Origin of the sequence: Microbacterium bandirmense, from assembly GCF_037204185.1 — a bacterium.
Lineage (GTDB): Bacteria > Actinomycetota > Actinomycetes > Actinomycetales > Microbacteriaceae > Microbacterium > Microbacterium bandirmense.
In genome coordinates this window covers 235,405-250,762 of record NZ_JBBDGM010000004.1, presented here as the reverse complement: position 1 = coordinate 250,762, position 15,358 = coordinate 235,405, and the positions used below count along the sequence as shown (strand labels likewise).

Annotated in this window: 13 protein-coding genes and 2 pseudogenes; 7 read left to right on the top strand and 8 right to left on the bottom strand. The window is 68.7% G+C overall.

Annotated elements, in window-relative coordinates:
- Positions 1-50: 50 nt before the first annotated feature.
- Entirely contained in the window at positions 51-623 is a 573-nt protein-coding gene (locus WDU99_RS06665; RefSeq protein WP_337331659.1) for a dihydrofolate reductase family protein, read from the top strand.
- 18 nt (positions 624-641) lie between these two features.
- Here the strand turns inward: WDU99_RS06665 and WDU99_RS06660 are convergent, their stop codons facing one another.
- On the bottom strand, positions 642-1,226 hold the full coding sequence (locus WDU99_RS06660; RefSeq protein WP_337331658.1) for a hypothetical protein: 585 nt from the start codon (positions 1,224-1,226) through the stop codon (positions 642-644).
- A 123-nt stretch (positions 1,227-1,349) separates the two neighbouring features.
- On the opposite strand from WDU99_RS06660, the gene WDU99_RS06655 reads away from it, so the two are divergent.
- Entirely contained in the window at positions 1,350-2,570 is a 1,221-nt protein-coding gene (locus WDU99_RS06655) for a glycosyltransferase (protein WP_337331657.1), read from the top strand.
- Here WDU99_RS06655 and WDU99_RS06650 read toward each other — a convergent pair.
- The 5 genes and pseudogenes from WDU99_RS06650 to WDU99_RS06630 form a co-directional block, all read right to left on the bottom strand.
- Positions 2,543-2,785, bottom strand: a complete 243-nt coding sequence (locus WDU99_RS06650) for a hypothetical protein (protein WP_337331656.1) — start codon at positions 2,783-2,785, stop codon at positions 2,543-2,545. The two genes, WDU99_RS06655 and WDU99_RS06650, sit on opposite strands and share 28 nt — an antisense overlap.
- 79 nt (positions 2,786-2,864) lie before the next feature.
- Positions 2,865-3,238 (bottom strand): annotated as a pseudogene (locus tag WDU99_RS06645) (SHOCT domain-containing protein).
- A gap of 144 nt (positions 3,239-3,382) precedes the next feature.
- Complete coding sequence (locus tag WDU99_RS06640) at positions 3,383-5,089, bottom strand: sulfatase-like hydrolase/transferase (protein WP_337331689.1); 1,707 nt, start codon at positions 5,087-5,089, stop codon at positions 3,383-3,385.
- Complete coding sequence (locus WDU99_RS06635; RefSeq protein WP_337331655.1) at positions 5,080-5,709, bottom strand: sulfatase-like hydrolase/transferase; 630 nt, start codon at positions 5,707-5,709, stop codon at positions 5,080-5,082. The genes WDU99_RS06640 and WDU99_RS06635 overlap by 10 nt, the downstream gene beginning before the upstream one ends.
- A 131-nt stretch (positions 5,710-5,840) precedes the next feature.
- Positions 5,841-6,731, bottom strand: a complete 891-nt coding sequence (locus WDU99_RS06630; protein WP_337331688.1) for a formylglycine-generating enzyme family protein — start codon at positions 6,729-6,731, stop codon at positions 5,841-5,843.
- A 96-nt stretch (positions 6,732-6,827) separates the two neighbouring features.
- Here WDU99_RS06630 and WDU99_RS06625 point away from each other — a divergent pair, with 96 nt between their 5' ends.
- The 3 genes and pseudogenes from WDU99_RS06625 to WDU99_RS06615 all read left to right on the top strand — a co-directional run.
- Positions 6,828-7,757, top strand: coding sequence for an HAD family hydrolase (locus WDU99_RS06625; RefSeq protein ID WP_337331654.1), 930 nt, complete (start codon positions 6,828-6,830; stop codon positions 7,755-7,757).
- On the top strand, positions 7,757-9,400 hold the full coding sequence (locus WDU99_RS06620; RefSeq protein WP_337331653.1) for a SulP family inorganic anion transporter: 1,644 nt from the start codon (positions 7,757-7,759) through the stop codon (positions 9,398-9,400). The genes WDU99_RS06625 and WDU99_RS06620 overlap by 1 nt, the downstream gene beginning before the upstream one ends.
- A gap of 54 nt (positions 9,401-9,454) precedes the next feature.
- Positions 9,455-9,610, top strand: a pseudogene (locus WDU99_RS06615) (helix-turn-helix domain-containing protein); the annotation flags it as partial.
- 4 nt (positions 9,611-9,614) lie between these two features.
- On the opposite strand, the gene WDU99_RS06610 reads toward WDU99_RS06615, so the two are convergent.
- Positions 9,615-10,313, bottom strand: a complete 699-nt coding sequence (locus tag WDU99_RS06610; protein WP_337331652.1) for an NRDE family protein — start codon at positions 10,311-10,313, stop codon at positions 9,615-9,617.
- 128 nt (positions 10,314-10,441) lie between these two features.
- Between WDU99_RS06610 and coaBC the strand changes: the two genes are divergently transcribed.
- Positions 10,442-11,644 (top strand): bifunctional phosphopantothenoylcysteine decarboxylase/phosphopantothenate--cysteine ligase CoaBC, encoded by a 1,203-nt coding sequence (gene coaBC / locus WDU99_RS06605; protein ID WP_337331651.1) that lies wholly within the window; start codon positions 10,442-10,444, stop codon positions 11,642-11,644.
- 77 nt (positions 11,645-11,721) lie between these two features.
- Entirely contained in the window at positions 11,722-13,869 is a 2,148-nt protein-coding gene (locus WDU99_RS06600; RefSeq protein ID WP_337331650.1) for an ATP-dependent Clp protease ATP-binding subunit, read from the top strand.
- Between the two features lie 104 nt (positions 13,870-13,973).
- Here WDU99_RS06600 and WDU99_RS06595 read toward each other — a convergent pair whose 3' ends face one another.
- Positions 13,974-15,329 (bottom strand): glucose-6-phosphate dehydrogenase, encoded by a 1,356-nt coding sequence (locus WDU99_RS06595; protein WP_337331649.1) that lies wholly within the window; start codon positions 15,327-15,329, stop codon positions 13,974-13,976.
- Between the last annotated feature and the right edge of the window lie 29 nt (positions 15,330-15,358).

The following is a 15,358-nucleotide window of genomic DNA, read 5'->3' as shown; positions in this document are numbered from 1 at the left end:
CTTCACCTGTTGTAGTCTCTAACCACACCACCTGTAGTGATTGGAATCAGATGCGAGAACTCACCTACTACGCGGCCGTCACGATCGACGGGTTCATCGCCGGACCCGACGGGCAGTTCGACGGCTTCGTCTTCGAAGGAAGCCACCCCGCCGCCGTCGGCGAGAAGTACGTCGGCGCGGTGAACACAGCCATGGCCGACGCCATCGGACTGCCCATCGACGGCGGTCCGTTCGACACGGTGTTGATGGGGTGGAACACCTACGCCGTCGGGCTGCCCGACCATCCGAGTCCGTATTCCCACCTCCGTCAGATCGTGTTCACCCGCGAACACACGGCGCCCGAGGGCGCAGACGGGGTGGATTTCACCGACCGCGACCCGGTCGAGGTGGTGCGCGCGCTCAAGGCCGAATCCGGGAAGGGAATCTGGCTCTGCGGCGGCGGCGCGCTGGCCGCGACGCTGCGCGATGAGATCGACCGACTCGCGCTGAAGCGCAATCCTGTGCTGTTCGGCGGTGGCATCCCGCTGTTCGCAGAGGGCGGCTATGCGCCCGAGCGGTGGCGTGCGCCGGTGATCACGCCCTATGAATCCGGCCTCGTGCTCGCCGAGTACGAGCGCGGCTGAGCCGCGGGGAAGCGCCGGTCAGGCCGGCGGCAGGCGCAGCACGTTCGACTCACCCGAGGTGAGGTCGTCCGCGATGCGGATGCTGCGCGCCAGATCATCCAGTGAACCCTCGAGGGTTCCGAAGCGCTCGCGGTCGCTGCACACGACGTTCAGCGTGATCAGGTGCGTCCCGGTGTCCCAGGTGTAGTTCGCCGACGGCGGGGATGCCGGGTTCGGCGGCATCGGCATCATGAGCTTCTCGCCCACGCCCAGCGGCGTCGGGAAGCTCTCGGTGTCGTCGTACTCCATCGGCATGGATGCCCGCGCCATGCGCAGCTGCGGGGTGAGCTCCTGCACGGTCGCCATCGCCACGACCAGCTCGGGCTCGGCCTTCCACGTCCAGGCCAGCACCCGCCCGTCGGCACGGCGCATCGCCAGCGGGATGGCCTGACTGGCCAGCCACGCGCCCACCCGCGAACCCGGGACGCCGTCACGCCCGAGTGACGTGTTGGCCTGCGTCATCAGCATCCGAATCGCAGCCTTGCGGTGCCGACGCCCGCGCAGACCGAGCGACCCGGTCACGGGAATCCACAGGGCGGGATCGGCGGAAGAGGTCAGGCGCATGATCACACGCTACGCGAGCACGCGTGGATCAGGCTGAGAGCGTCACGGCCAGGCAACCGGCCCGTCGCAGTCCTCTCGGGTAGAGTTGCCTGCGCTCAGCGCTACAGATAGGCAGCATCCCCCGTGACATCTTCCCCTGACGGCCAGCCCGCCTCGGCGGGCTCTGCGGAACCCGGACGTCCCCTGAAGATCCTCATCGGCTGCGACACGTTCGCGCCCGACATCAACGGCGCCGCGCGTTTCGCCGAGCGCCTCGCCGCGGGCCTCGTCGAGCGCGGCCACGAGGTGCACGTCGTCGCGCCGAACACCCGGTACCGGCGCTCCGCCGTGCACGAAGAGGTCATCGAGGGTCAGCCGATGACGATGCACCGGCTGCCCTCGGTGCGCTGGCTGCCGCACGACTGGCTGCGCTTCATCTGGCCGTGGCGCTCGAAGCACTACGCCCGCAAGGTGCTCAGCGCCGTGCAGCCCGACGTGGTGCACATCCAGTCGCACATCGTCATCGGGCGCGGACTCGCGCGCATCGCGACGCAGCGCGGCATCCCGATCGTCGCCACCAACCACGTCATGGCCGAGAACATCCTCGACCACACCACGATGCCCGATTTCATCAACCGGATCGTGCTCAAGCTCGCCTGGGACGACGCGAAGCGCACCTTCGACCTGACGCGCGCCGTGACCACGCCCACCCGCAAGGCCGCCGACTTCCTCGAGCGCACGATCGACATCGCCGGCGTCGTGCCCATCTCGTGCGGCATCGACCGCCGCAACTACACGCCGGTGATCGGGCCGCGCGAGAAGAACCGCATCCTGTTCGTCGGGCGGCTCACCGGCGAGAAGCACGTCGACGTCGTGCTGCACGCCCTCGCCCGACTCGACCCCGCGCTCGACGTCACCTTCGACATCGCCGGCGGCGGCGACCAGCGCAAAGCGCTCGAGGCGCTCACCGCGCAGCTGGGGCTCAGTGACCGCGTGACCTTCCACGGCCGGGTGACCGACGAGCAGCTGCGCGAGCTGTACTCCCGCTCATCGGTGTTCGCGATCGCCTCGATCGCGGAGCTGCAGTCCATCGTGACGATGGAGGCGATGGCATCCGCCCTTCCCATCGTCGGAGCCGACGCCGTCGCGCTGCCGCATCTCGTCCACGACGGTGAGAACGGCTACCTGTTCCAGCCGGGCGACGTCGACGAGCTCGCCGACAAGCTCACACGGGTGCTCACCGCGCCGCAGGAGGAGTACGAGCGGATGCAGCGCGCATCGCTCGACGGCGTGGCCGTGCACGATATCAATCGCACCCTCGACACCTTCGAAGCGCTCTACCGCGACGAACCGCTGCCCGTCTGAGCGCGGGCCGCGTCGCTCTCGTCGTAGCCGCCCATGATCAGCCAGATCAGCACCGAGACCAGCGGCAGGACGAACAGCAGCAGCACCCAGACGGCCTTCATCCAGCCGCTCAGGCCGCTGCGGAACAGGGCTGTCAGCACGTGCAGCAGCACGAGAAGATACGAGACGATCAGCACGCCCCACAGCAGATAGCCGAGATACTCCCACAGGCTCATCGGACTGCCTTTCCAGAATGTGAAAGGGGCGTCGAGCGGATGCCCGACGCCCCCGTCATGAGGTGAGTGGAGACGATGCTCAGGCCAGTGCCTTGGCCTTGAGCTTCTCGTACTCCTCGGTCGTGATGGTGCCCGCGGTCAGCAGCTTCGCAGCATCCGCGATCTCGTCGGACGGGCTCTTGCCCGCGGCCTGACGGATGTACGCATCGGTGGCGTCCTTCGCCTCCTGTGCGGATGCGGCGCTGCGCTCGGCCATGCCCTGACCGCGTGCGATCAGGTACACCAGGGCGGTCAGGAACGGCAGGAAGATCAGGAAGATGACCCAGATCGCCTTCGCCCAGCCCTTCAGCTTCCGGTCACGAAGATGTCGCCGATGATCGAGAAGAGCACCATGAGGTAGGCGATGAAGAAGAACGCCCAGATCATGTACCAGAAGAAGTCCCAGAATCCCATTGTGTATTCCTTTCTCGGAAAATCGGTGAACCGCCGAGTCCCACAGTTCCGTGAATCCGCACGAGCCGCCGCGGGGCGTCACCCATCGCGGGTGAGGCGCACCCGCCGCAACTCCCATGCCGGCGGCCACTCGCGGGCCCGCCGCTACTCGCGGGCGAGTGCCGCGAGTGCCTCGAGCTCGAGATCGAGGTACTGCTCCTCGCTGACGTCGACACCCACACCGAGCAACTTGCCGCCGGTGAAGGGGAATCCGTCGGCGTACTGTCCGCTGACGGCGTCGCCGCTGTCGAAGCCGATGCACAGGCCGTCTCCCGCGAGCGTGAACTTGCCCACCTGTGCGCGCATCGGCCCCTCGGCGACCACCTGATCGTCGACGTACAGCCGGCACGTGCCGAGCGACTCCCCGTGCTCGCCCGCGCTCTCGCGGACGAACTCCATCCCCAGCGCGTGCTTGCCCGGCGTCAGCTCACCCGAGGTGAACGTCTGCTCGGGCGGGATGCCGAGGAAGTTGTACACGTAGTTCAGCGTGTTGTCCTTGATGAACAGCGCGTGCCCGCCGAAGCGCGAGCCGTGCGCGAAGAGCACACCCTGCGCGCCCTCGTCGAGCACGACGTCGGCGATGATCTTGTACGACCGCCCGCGCACGTTCACCGCCACGCTCTCCGGCACGGCGGTGGTGTCGGGGTAATAGACGTATCTGGTGCGGGGCGGTTCGGCCTGCGGGCGCTCGATGGTCAGGATGTCGCGCGCTGCGCGATCGTCCAGCGGCAGCACGTTGTTGCGCTCGGCCTCCACGAACCACGCGTCGATGAGCTCCTGCAGCTTCTCGGGATGCTCGGATGCGAGGTCCTTCGACTCCGAGCGGTCGGTCTCCACGTGGTAGAGCTCCCAGCGGTCCTCGTCGAAGCGACTGTGGCCGGTGAGCGGGGCATGGATCGCGGCCGCCTTCCAGCCGTCCTTCCAGATTCCGCGGGTGCCGAGCATCGCGTAGTACTGCACCTTCTTCTCGGTGGGACCATCCGGCGCGGCATCGAAGGAGTACCTCATCGAGACTCCGTCCAGCGGACGCTGCTCGACGCCGCGGAACACCGACGGCATCTCGATGCCGATCACGTCGAGCACGGTCGCCACCACGTCGGTCGAGTGGTGGTACTGATGCCGGATCTCGCCCTTGGCCTTGATGCCGGCGGGCCAGTGCACGATCATCGGGTCGCAGGTGCCGCCCGAGAACTGCGAGTAGCGCTTGAACATCTGGAACGGCGTGGAGAACGCCGTCGCCCACCCGGTGGGGTAGTGGTTGTAGGTCTCCGGGCCGCCCAGCACGCCGATCTTGTCGAGGTTCTCCTTCAGATCGTCGGGGAACCCGTTGAAGAACTTGTTCTCGTTGACCGATCCGTCGGGGGACCCCTCGCCGGAGGCACCGTTGTCGGCGCAGTAGAAGATCAGCGTGTTGTCGAGCTGGCCCGAGTCCTCGAGGTAGTCGATGATGCGACCGATCTGCGCGTCGGTGTACTCGCTGAACCCGGCGAACACCTCCGCCATGCGGGCGAAGAGGCGCTTCTCGTCATCCGACAGCGTGTCCCACGGCTTGACGTAGTCGGCCGCGTTCGCCTGGTCCTCCGGCATCGGGTTGATCGGAGTCAGCTGCGTGTCGGCGGGCACGATGCCGCGCTCGATCATGCGCCCCAGCACCCACTCGCGGTAGGCGTCGTAGCCGTCATCGAACGCGCCCTTGTACTTGTCGATGTAGTCCTTCGGTGCGTGGTGCGGGGCGTGGTTCGCGCCGGGGCAGAACCAGGTGTACCAGGGTTTGGAGGGGTTCGAGGCGTTCTGGTCGCGGATCAGGCGGATGGTCTGGTCGGCGAGATCCTTGGACAGGTGGTAGCCCTCTTCCGGCGTGTAGGGGGGGGCTCGATGAAGTGGTTGTCCTCGACGAGGTCGGGGTACCAGTTGTTCGTCTCGCCGCCGAGGAAGCCGTAGAAGCGGTCGAATCCCTGCGCGAGCGGCCACTGCTCCTTGCTGCCGCCTGTGGACACATCCTCTTCTGGCACGTTGTGGTTCTTGCCCACCCAGAACGTGGAGTACCCGTTCTTCTGCAGCACCTGACCGATCGTGGCGCACGATTCGGGGATGTGACCCGAGAGCCCCGGGAAGCCGTTGGTGCCCTCCATGATGTTGCCCATGCCGTTGACGTGGTGATTCCGCCCGGTGAGGAAGGTCGACCGGGTCGGCGAGCACAGCGCCGTGGTGTGCCACTGCGTGTAGGTGAGGCCGTTCGCGGCGAGGCGATCCAGGGTGGGCATGTTGATGCGGCCGCCGTACGGCGACCAGGACGCCATCCCGGTGTCGTCGTACAGGATCACCAGCACGTTGGGCGCGCCCTCGGGTGCCCTGGCGGGTGCGTACGGGCCCCAGTCCGCGACCGAGTCGCGCACGTCGAGGGCGATCTTGCCCTGGAATTCCTTGGTCATTGTGCTCCCTCTCCGGCGGCGCGCACAGTCGCGCGTGGGGTCACGCTAACCCGGGTGCCTTGCTCGGACCGCGGGACTTCACCCGCGCCGGGTGAAGAAGGGGAGAGTCGCGATGCGGCCCGCGAGGGAGGTCAGAGATCGGATGCCAGGCGGAAGCCGACATGCGACATGCCGGTGTCCTCGGCCTGGGGCGACCGCGCCGCAGGACGGAATCGCAGGCAGTAGTCGGGGGAGCACAGGAACGATCCGCCCTTGAGCACGCGACGCGGGATCTGCTCGCCCTCGGGTGAGCTGCCGGCGGCCAGCAGGTTCGCGCGCTTGCCGGCGTCCACCGGGCGGTCGGTGGGCACCAGGTGCCGGGGCGTGTAGTAGTCGCTGGTCCACTCCCAGGTGTTGCCGATCATGTCGTACAGGCCGTAGCCGTTCTCGGGGTACGAACCGACCGGGGCGGTGCCGCCGACGCCCCGGTTGTCGTAGGGGAAGCGCCCCAGCCACGAGTTGGCCAGCGCTCTGCCGCCCGGGTAGGGCTCGTCACCCCACGCGAACCGCAGGCCGTCCTCACCCCCGCGTGTCGCGTACTCGTGCTCGGCCTCGGTGGGCAGTCGTGCACCCGCCCAGGTCGCATAGGCCATGGCATCCTCATAGGCGACGTGCACGACGGGATGATCCATGCGGTCGGCGATCGACGTGCCGGGGCCGAACGGCGCACGCCAGTGCGCGCCCGGCTCCCATCGCCACCAGTTGCGCCAGTCGCGCAGATCGACCGGGCCCTTCGTCGGGGTGAAGACCATCGCGCCTGGCACCAGATCGGCCGTTGCGACGCCCGGGTACGCGGCCGGGTCGAGCGGGCGCTCGGCGACGGTGACGTAGCCGGTGTCGTCGACGAAGCGGGTGTAGTCGGCGTTGGTGACCGCGTGCTTGGCGATGCGGAAGGCGGCGACCGTGCGCGTGTGCACCGGCCGCTCGTCGGGGTAGAACTCCTCCGACCCCATTCGGAACTCGCCCCCCGGGATCTCGATCATCTCGCGCTGGTCGTCGGCCATGTGTCCACCGTAATGCTCGCGATGACGTCGCCGCGCTGACATGATGCAGGTGTGGACGCGAGGAACGAGGGCGAGATGAACCCACTGCCGTCATGGAACGACACCGCCACCCGCCGCACGATCGAGGAGTTCGTGGCGTCGGTCACCACAGGGCCCGACGCGGTGCCCGTCGAGGACCGCATCGCGGTGTTCGACAACGACGGCACGCTGTGGTCTGAGAAACCCGCGATCATCCAGCTCGACTACATCATCGGGCAGTGGGCGGCCGAGCTGAAGGCCGACCCCTCGCTGGCCGAACGACAGCCGTACCGTGCCGTCGCTGACGGCGACCTCGGCTGGATCGGCGGCGCCGTCGAGAAGCACTACGCGGGCGACGACTCCGATCTGCAGGTGCTGCTGGGCGCGCTGGTCGGGTTGACCGACGGCATGTCGGTCGACGAGTACGCGGCATCCGTCGCCGAGTTCTTCCGCAGCGCGACGCACCCCACCCTCGGCACGCCGATCTCGGGCGCCGTGTACCAGCCGATGCGCGAGCTCATGCGCTATCTCGAGCAGCACGGCTTCACCTGCTACATCGCCTCGGCGGGCGAGCGCGACTTCATGCGCAGCATCACGCAGGAGTACTACGGGATCCCGCCGGAGCGGGTGATCGGCTCAGCGTACGGCCTGACCTACGATGCGGATGCCCGCGCGGTGAAGTACTCGGCGAACCTCGACTTCCTCGACGACGGGCCGATCAAGCCCGTGCGCATCTGGAGCAGGACCGGCCGTCGGCCGCTGCTCGCGGCGGGCAACGCGAACGGCGATCTGCCCATGCTGCAGTTCGCCGTGGGCGATGGGACCGTACGGCGAGGGCTCGCACTGCTGGTGCATCACGACGATCACTCCGGGCGCGGTGACGAGCCGTACGACAAGGGTGCCGAGCGGGCGCTCGCCGCCGCCGACGTCACCGTGATCAGCGTCGCCGAGGATTGGTCGCGGATCTTCCCGCCGCCGGAGGCCTGATGGTCAGCGTGACGCCGGCTTCAGCATCCGATCCTGCCGCGCGACGCTGGCTCGCACCCACGCTGCGCGGCTACCGGCGCGCATGGCTGGGTCGCGATGTCGTCGCCGGGCTGTCGGCCGGAGCGGTGGTCATCCCGCAGGCGATGGCGTACGCGACGATCGCGAACCTGCCCGTGCAGATCGGGCTGTACACCTGCATGGTGCCGATGCTCGTCTACGCGCTGCTGGGCGGCTCGCGCGCCATGAGCGTGTCGACCACCTCGACCATCGCGACGCTGAGCGCCACGACGCTCGTCGCGGCGGGGGTGACCGCGGAATCGGACGATCCGGTGCCGGCGCTGATGGCGCTCACCCTGCTGGTCGGGGCGATCCTGCTGCTGGCCCGGCTGCTGCGGCTCGGCGGCGTCGTCGAGTACATCTCGAAGCCCACCATCATCGGGGTGCAGGTCGGGGTCGGCGCCACGGTCGCCGTCGGACAGCTTCCGAAGCTGCTCGGCGAGGGTGGCGAGCCGTCTGCCGAGGGATTCATCCGCTCGATCGTCGCGGCCCTCGAGGCGCTGCCCGGGATGAACCTGCCGACCGTGCTGCTGTCGATCGGCTCGATCGCCGTGCTGGTGCTGCTGCGGCGCTTCGCGCCGGCCGTGCCGGGGCCGCTGATCGTCGTCGTCGCGGGCATCGCTCTGATCGCGTTCACCGGACTGCCCGACCGCGGTGTCGCGCTCATCGAGCCTGTTCCGCAGGGGCTGCCGCCGTTCGTGCTGCCGTCGTTCACGCACATCGCGGCGATGGCGCCGGGAGCGTTCGCGATCGCCGTGATGGTCTTCGTCGAGTCGAGCGCCGTCGCGCGCACACTGCGCGAAGCGGGCGAACCGCAGATCGACAGCAACCGCGAGCTGTTCGCAGCCGGCGCCGTGAACGCGATCGGCGGTTTCTTCCAGGTGCTGCCTGCGGCCGGCGGATTCTCGCAGAGCGCGGTGAACAAGGCTGCAGGCGCCCGCTCGCAGCTGGCGGCCATGGTCACCGTGGTGCTGGCGGTGCTGGTCGCGCTGCTGCTCGGCCCGATGCTCAGTCTGCTGCCCGAGGCGACGCTCGCCGCCCTCGTCTTCGTCGCCGTGGCCGGCCTGATCGACATCAAAGGGCTCGCCGGGCTGTGGCGGCTGAATCGCGCGGACTTCTGCGTCGCGGCGGTCACGGCGTTCGTGGGACTCACCGCCGGCCTGCTGCTCGCCGTCGCCGTCGGAGTGGTCGGCACCATGATCGTCGTCATCCGGGAGCTGAATCGCGTGCGGCTGGATGTCGGAGAGGTGCACGACGGCGTGCTCGTCGTGCGACTGGGCGGCCCCCTCTACACCGCCAATGCCCTCGGCTACGAGACGGCCGTGCTCGATGCCGCGGCGGCGCATCCGGGTATCCGCGCTCTTGCGCTCGACGCGGCACAGCTGCGGGTCGTCTCGATCACCATCCTCGAGGCGCTCGCGGAGCTCGACTCCGAGCTCGCGGCGCGGGGAATCGAGCTGCGGCTGGCCGCGCTGCCCGACGAGGCGGCGACTGTCGCCGACCGCGATGCGTGGTTCGCCGCGCTGACGAGGGAAGGTCGGGTCTACCCGACGGTGGACGCCGCGCTGCACGATTGTCCCGAGTAGGGCCGAGGTCGTCAGCGGTACTGCGCGCCGAACTCGGCGCGCTGCAGCGGATGCATGCTTGAGAGCACCGATCTGAGTCTGGAGCAGATCGCGCAGGACAGCGGATTCGGATCGGCGGCCGTCCTGCGGCAGAGCTTCGCCCGCGTGCTCGGCGCCACCCCGACCGCGTACCGCGCACGATTCGGCGCTCCTGCAACGACGAACGCCTGACTGCTCAGCTCCAGTGCCCGGGCGCCGGCAGCGCGCGTGACTCGACCGTCGCGCCGCCGGTGCCGACCTCTGCCGTGCAGTACAGCAGCGACATCGTCGGGTAGCCGTGCGGGTTGTTGTCACGGATGATCGCCCGGTCGTCGGACGGATCCAGAGAGGCGGTCTGAGCGAGCAGGCCCACCCAGTGGGAGGCCCAGTCGCGGGCATCCGCCGTCTCCCGCGCCTCGGCGCGGAACGTGGGCAGCCACGTCTCGATGCGCGGGGTGCTCAGGTCGTCGAGGTCGTCGTGGGCGATCATGTGCACGCCGGGGGCGACCGGGGTCTCGCGCAGCTCGGAGCCGTCCCAGGTGAGCACGCGCGAGGCCTCGGGTGACACCTCGAGCAGATTGAAGCCGTGCGTGCGCACCGGGGCCGCGGGCGAGCGGCCCGCGACGGATTCGAGCACCAGGCCGCCGCGGGAGACGAGCTGATCCTCGGGCAGATCGAGCAGATCGGCGCGGTTGAGCAGCACGGCCAGACGTCGTGTCGCGGGGTCGTAGGCCAGCCATGCCCCGCCGGCGCGGCGATCGCGGATGCCGATCACACCCGGGTACTGCTCGGGCCACCACCGACCGAGATCGTCCCACGCACGCTGCGGATCCTCGTCGCGCACGGCCAGCAGCCGCGCCTCGCCCGGCTCGACATCGATCACCACGGTGCACATGGATCCGAGTCTATGGGCGGGTGCTCCCCGCGTTCGTATCGCTCAAGTTGCTGTGTTTTCCGGGATTCAGCAGCAACTCAAGCGATACGAACGCGGTGGGTCGGTGCCGGTGCGGCAGAATCGGAGGCGTGAACATCGTCGTCGCAGTCACCGGCGGAATCGCCGCGTACAAGTCCGTGCACCTGGTGCGCCTGCTGATCAAGGCCGGTCACGAGGTGACCGTCGTGCCGACCGAAGACGCCCTGCGCTTCGTCGGGCTGCCCACCTGGGAGGCGATCAGCCGCAACCAGGTCACCACGAGCGTGCACGACGACGTCGCCAGGGTGCGGCACGTCGCTCTCGGCCAGGCCGCCGAGCTCGTGATCGTCGCCCCCGCCACCGCGAACACGATCGCGAAGATGGCCGCAGGCCTGGCCGACGACCTGCTGGGCACCACGCTGCTCGCCACCACGGCACCGGTGGCGATCGCACCCGCGATGCACACCGAGATGTGGCAGCACCCCTCGACCCAGGCGAACATCGCGACGCTGCGCTCTCGCGGGGTCACGATCCTCGGCCCCGATTCGGGGGAACTCACCGGCGGCGACTCCGGCCCGGGTCGGATGCTGGAGCCCGAGCAGATCGCCGAGGGCGCACTCGCACTGGTCGGTGAGAGAGACCTCGACGGACTGCGCGTCGTCGTCTCGGCCGGCGGCACCCGCGAGCCGCTCGACCCGGTGCGCTATCTCGGCAACCGCTCCAGCGGCCGGCAGGGTGTCGCGCTGGCGCTCGCCGCGGCTGACCGCGGGGCAGACGTGGTGCTGGTCGCCGCGAACATCGATGCGTCGGTGATGGCGGATGCTGATCAGCATCCGCTCATCCGCGTCGAGCGCGCCGGGAGCGCGGCCGAACTCGGAACCGTCATGCGGTCGATCGCCGATGACGCCACGGTCATCGTGATGGCGGCGGCGGTGGCCGACTACCGGCCGGTGGAGGTCTCGGAGGGCAAGCTCACCAAGGAGGCCGGCGGCCTCGAGAGCATCGAACTGGTCGAGACCGAGGACATCGTCTCGGGCCTGGCGGCGCGGCGCCGGCCCGGCCAGCTCGTGGTGGCGTTCGCCGCCGAGACTCCGCGTGATGACGACGAGCTGCTCGATCGCGCCCGTCGAAAGCGGGAGCGCAAGGGCGTCGACCTGCTGGTGGTCAACGAGGTCGGCTGGGAGCGCGGCTTCGAGACGGCGGAGAACGCCGTGCACGTGATCGGCGACGACGGGGCGGTGCTGGCATCGGCATCCGGCTCGAAGCGCGTCGTGGCCGACGCGATCTGGGATGCCATCGCCGACGGGCTGTGACGTGTGTCAAGGGCGCACACCTGCTAAACTTGAGTCAGCACCACTCAACTTTGAAGGAGTCTTCTCAGGAGGAACGAATGACCAACCCGGCACAGCAAGAAGAGCAGCAGAGCGCCCTCGAGCAGTTCGGCATCAACCTCACCGATCGCGCCCGCCAGGGCAAGCTCGATCCGGTGATCGGCCGTGACAGCGAGATCCGTCGCGTGAGCCAGGTGCTCACCCGCCGCACCAAGAACAACCCCGTGCTCATCGGGGAACCCGGCGTCGGCAAGACCGCCGTCGCCGAAGGGCTCGCGCAGCGCATCGTCGCGGGAGACGTCGCCGAATCCCTCAAGGGCAAGGAGCTCATCTCGCTCGACATCTCGGCCCTCGTCGCGGGCGCCATGTACCGCGGTCAGTTCGAGGAGCGGCTGAAGAGCGTGCTCAAGGAGATCACCGAGTCCGAGGGTCGGGTCATCACCTTCATCGACGAGCTGCACGTGCTGATGGGTGCTGGCGGCGGGGAGGGCTCGGTCGCAGCATCCAACATGCTCAAGCCCATGCTCGCGCGCGGCGAGCTGCGCCTCATCGGCGCCACCACGCTCAACGAGTACCGCGAGTTCATCGAGAAGGATGCCGCGCTCGAGCGGCGCTTCCAGCAGGTCTACGTCGGCGAGCCGTCGGTCGAAGACACCATCGCGATCCTGCGCGGGCTGAAGGGGCGCTACGAGGCCCACCACGGGGTGACGATCGCCGACAGCGCGCTGGTCGCCGCCGCGGCGCTCTCGAACCGCTACCTGCCCAGCCGTCAGCTGCCCGACAAGGCCATCGACCTCGTCGACGAGGCCATGTCGCGGCTGAAGATGGAGATCGACTCCTCGCCCGTCGAGATCGACGAGCTCAAGCGTCAGGTCGACCGGATGAAGCTCGAAGAGCTCGCCCTGAAGAAGGAGAAGGACGACGCCTCGAAGGAGCGCCTGGCGACGCTGCGTGAGCAGCTGACCGGCCTCGAGCGCGAGCTCGCCGGCCTCGAGGAGCGCTGGGCGCGCGAGCGCCAGGGCCTGAACCGCGTCGGCGAACTGAAGAAGCAGCTCGACGACGCCGTCACCCAGCGCGATCTCGCCATGCGCGAGGCCGACTACACCAAGGCGTCCAAGCTCGAGTACGAGACCATCAAGCGCCTGCAGCTCGACATCGCCGAGGCCGAGGCGGCCGAGGCCGCCGTCGACAGCGAGGGACGCATGGTCAACGAGCAGGTCAGCGACGAGGACATCGCCGCCGTGATCGCCGCATGGACGGGCATCCCCGTCGGTCGTCTGCTGCAGGGTGAGAGCGAGAAACTGCTGCACCTCGAGAGCGAGCTCGGCAAGCGGCTGATCGGGCAGAAGGATGCCGTGAAGGCGGTGTCGGATGCTGTCCGCCGATCCCGCGCGGGGATCAGCGACCCCGGGCGTCCGACCGGATCGTTCCTGTTCCTCGGCCCCACGGGCGTGGGAAAGACCGAGCTGGCCAAGGCGCTGGCCGAGTTCCTGTTCGATGACGAGCACGCCATGGTGCGCATCGACATGTCGGAGTACGGCGAAAAGCACTCCGTCTCGCGGCTGGTCGGCGCCCCTCCCGGGTACATCGGCTACGAGCAGGGTGGTCAGCTGACCGAGGCCGTGCGCCGGCGTCCGTACAGCGTGGTGCTGCTCGACGAGGTCGAGAAGGCGCACCCCGAGGTGTTCGACGTGCTGCTGCAGGTGCTCGACGACGGCCGACTGACCGACGGGCAGGGCCGCACGGTCGACTTCTCGAACGTGATCCTTATCCTGACCTCGAACATCGGCTCGCCGATCCTCATCGACCCGGTGATGTCGACGGACGAGAAGCGCGAGGCGGTGATGGCGCTCGTGCGCCAGTCGTTCCGCCCCGAGTTCCTGAACCGACTCGACGACATCGTGATGTTCTCGTCGCTCTCGGAAGACGACCTCGCGCAGATTGTGGAGCTCTCGGTCGACCAGCTGCAGAAGCGGCTCGGCGACCGTCGCCTCACGCTCGCCGTGACGCCGGATGCCCGGGCCTGGCTCGCCGAGCGCGGTTACGACCCGGTGTTCGGCGCCCGCCCCCTGCGCCGGCTCATCCAGACCGAGGTGCAGAACCGCCTGGCTACGGCACTGCTGTCGGGTGGGGTGCACGATGGCGACACAGTGCGGGTCGATGTCTCGGCCGACGGTTCGGGACTGGTGCTCACCAGCCAGGCCTGAGCCCCGCATCGCGGGAACAGATGCAGGGAGTTTGAACGCTTGCAGGGCGACACGCCGGGGGTTTCCTTCACAAGCGTTCAATCGACCTGCAAACGTTCCCGGCGTCAGTCGGTATGCCAGCCGGGCCCTGCGGAACCCGCCGGGTACGTCTCCAGCGGAACCGCGTCGGATGCCCACGCATCGCGCACCGGCTGGATGATGCGCCAGCACTCCTCGGCCTCATCGGCGCGCACCGACAGGGCGACATCACCGTCGAGGAGCTCCTCGAGAACCTCCTCGTACGATCGCTGCTGACCTTCGCCGAGGTCGGCGAGCAGATTCTCCTCGCGCAGCGCGAACGGGTCGTCGCCGCCGGTCACGTGCAGGCGCAGCGACATCTCGTCGGGTCCGAGCGAGAAGGTCAGCCTGCCGCCGTCGACCGGCACGCCGTCGAGTCCAGGCGGCAGGTGCCGCACCGGCTTGAAGGTCACCACGATCTCCGACCACTTGCGCGGCAGCGCCTTGCCCGAGCGCAGTACGAACGGCACCCCCGCCCAGCGGTCGCTGGCCACCTCGAAGACCACCTCGGCGAGCGTCTCGGTCTGCCGCGCGGCATCCACCCCCTCCTCGTCGCGGTAGGCGGGCAGATCGCGCTCGCCGACGCGGCCCGCGGTGTACTGCGCGCGTCGCGTCGAAGCCGCCACGTCATCGCCGAACACGTGGGTGGCCCGCAGCACGGCGGCCTTCGCGTCACGCAGATCGCGCTCATCGAGCGTGGCCGGCGGGTCCATGGCCAGCAGCGCGAGCACCTGCAGCAGGTGGCTCTGGATCATGTCGATCATCGCGCCGGCCCTGTCGTAGTACCGCGCCCGTCCCTCGAGGGCCACGCTCTCGTCGAAGCGGATCAGCACGTGGTCGATGTGCTCGGCCGACCACACCGGCTCCCAGATCCTATTTGCCAGCCGCACGCCGAGCAGGTTCAGCAGCGTCGACCTGCCGAGGAAGTGGTCGACGCGGAAGATCTGCTGCTCTGGCACGAGCGCCAGCAGCTTCTGGTTCAGCTGCTTCGCACTGGCCTCGTCCTCGCCGAACGGCTTCTCCATCGCCAGCACGGTGCCCTCCGGCAGCGTCAGGCCGGCCATCGCGTCGATCGCCGCGGCGGTGACGGCCGGCGGCAGGGCGAAGTACAGCACTGTGGACCGGTCGAGGCCGTCGACCAGGGATGCCACGGCACCGGCATCCGTCACATCGGCGCTGACGTAATCGCCGATCGTGACGAGATCGAGGGCATCCGGCGCGTCGGCGAACGCGTCGGAGACTGCCTTCCGCCACGTCTGCTCGTCCCATTTCTCGCTTCCCGCGCCGCGCAGGATCACCCGCCGCTTCGGATGCTTCGACAGCAGCGCAGCGAGCGAGGGCAGCAGCAGACGCGAGGTGAGGTCGCCGGAGGCGCCGAGGATGAAGAGGGTCGTTGGCGACATGGGGCAGACGATAGTCGCCTCAGCCATCA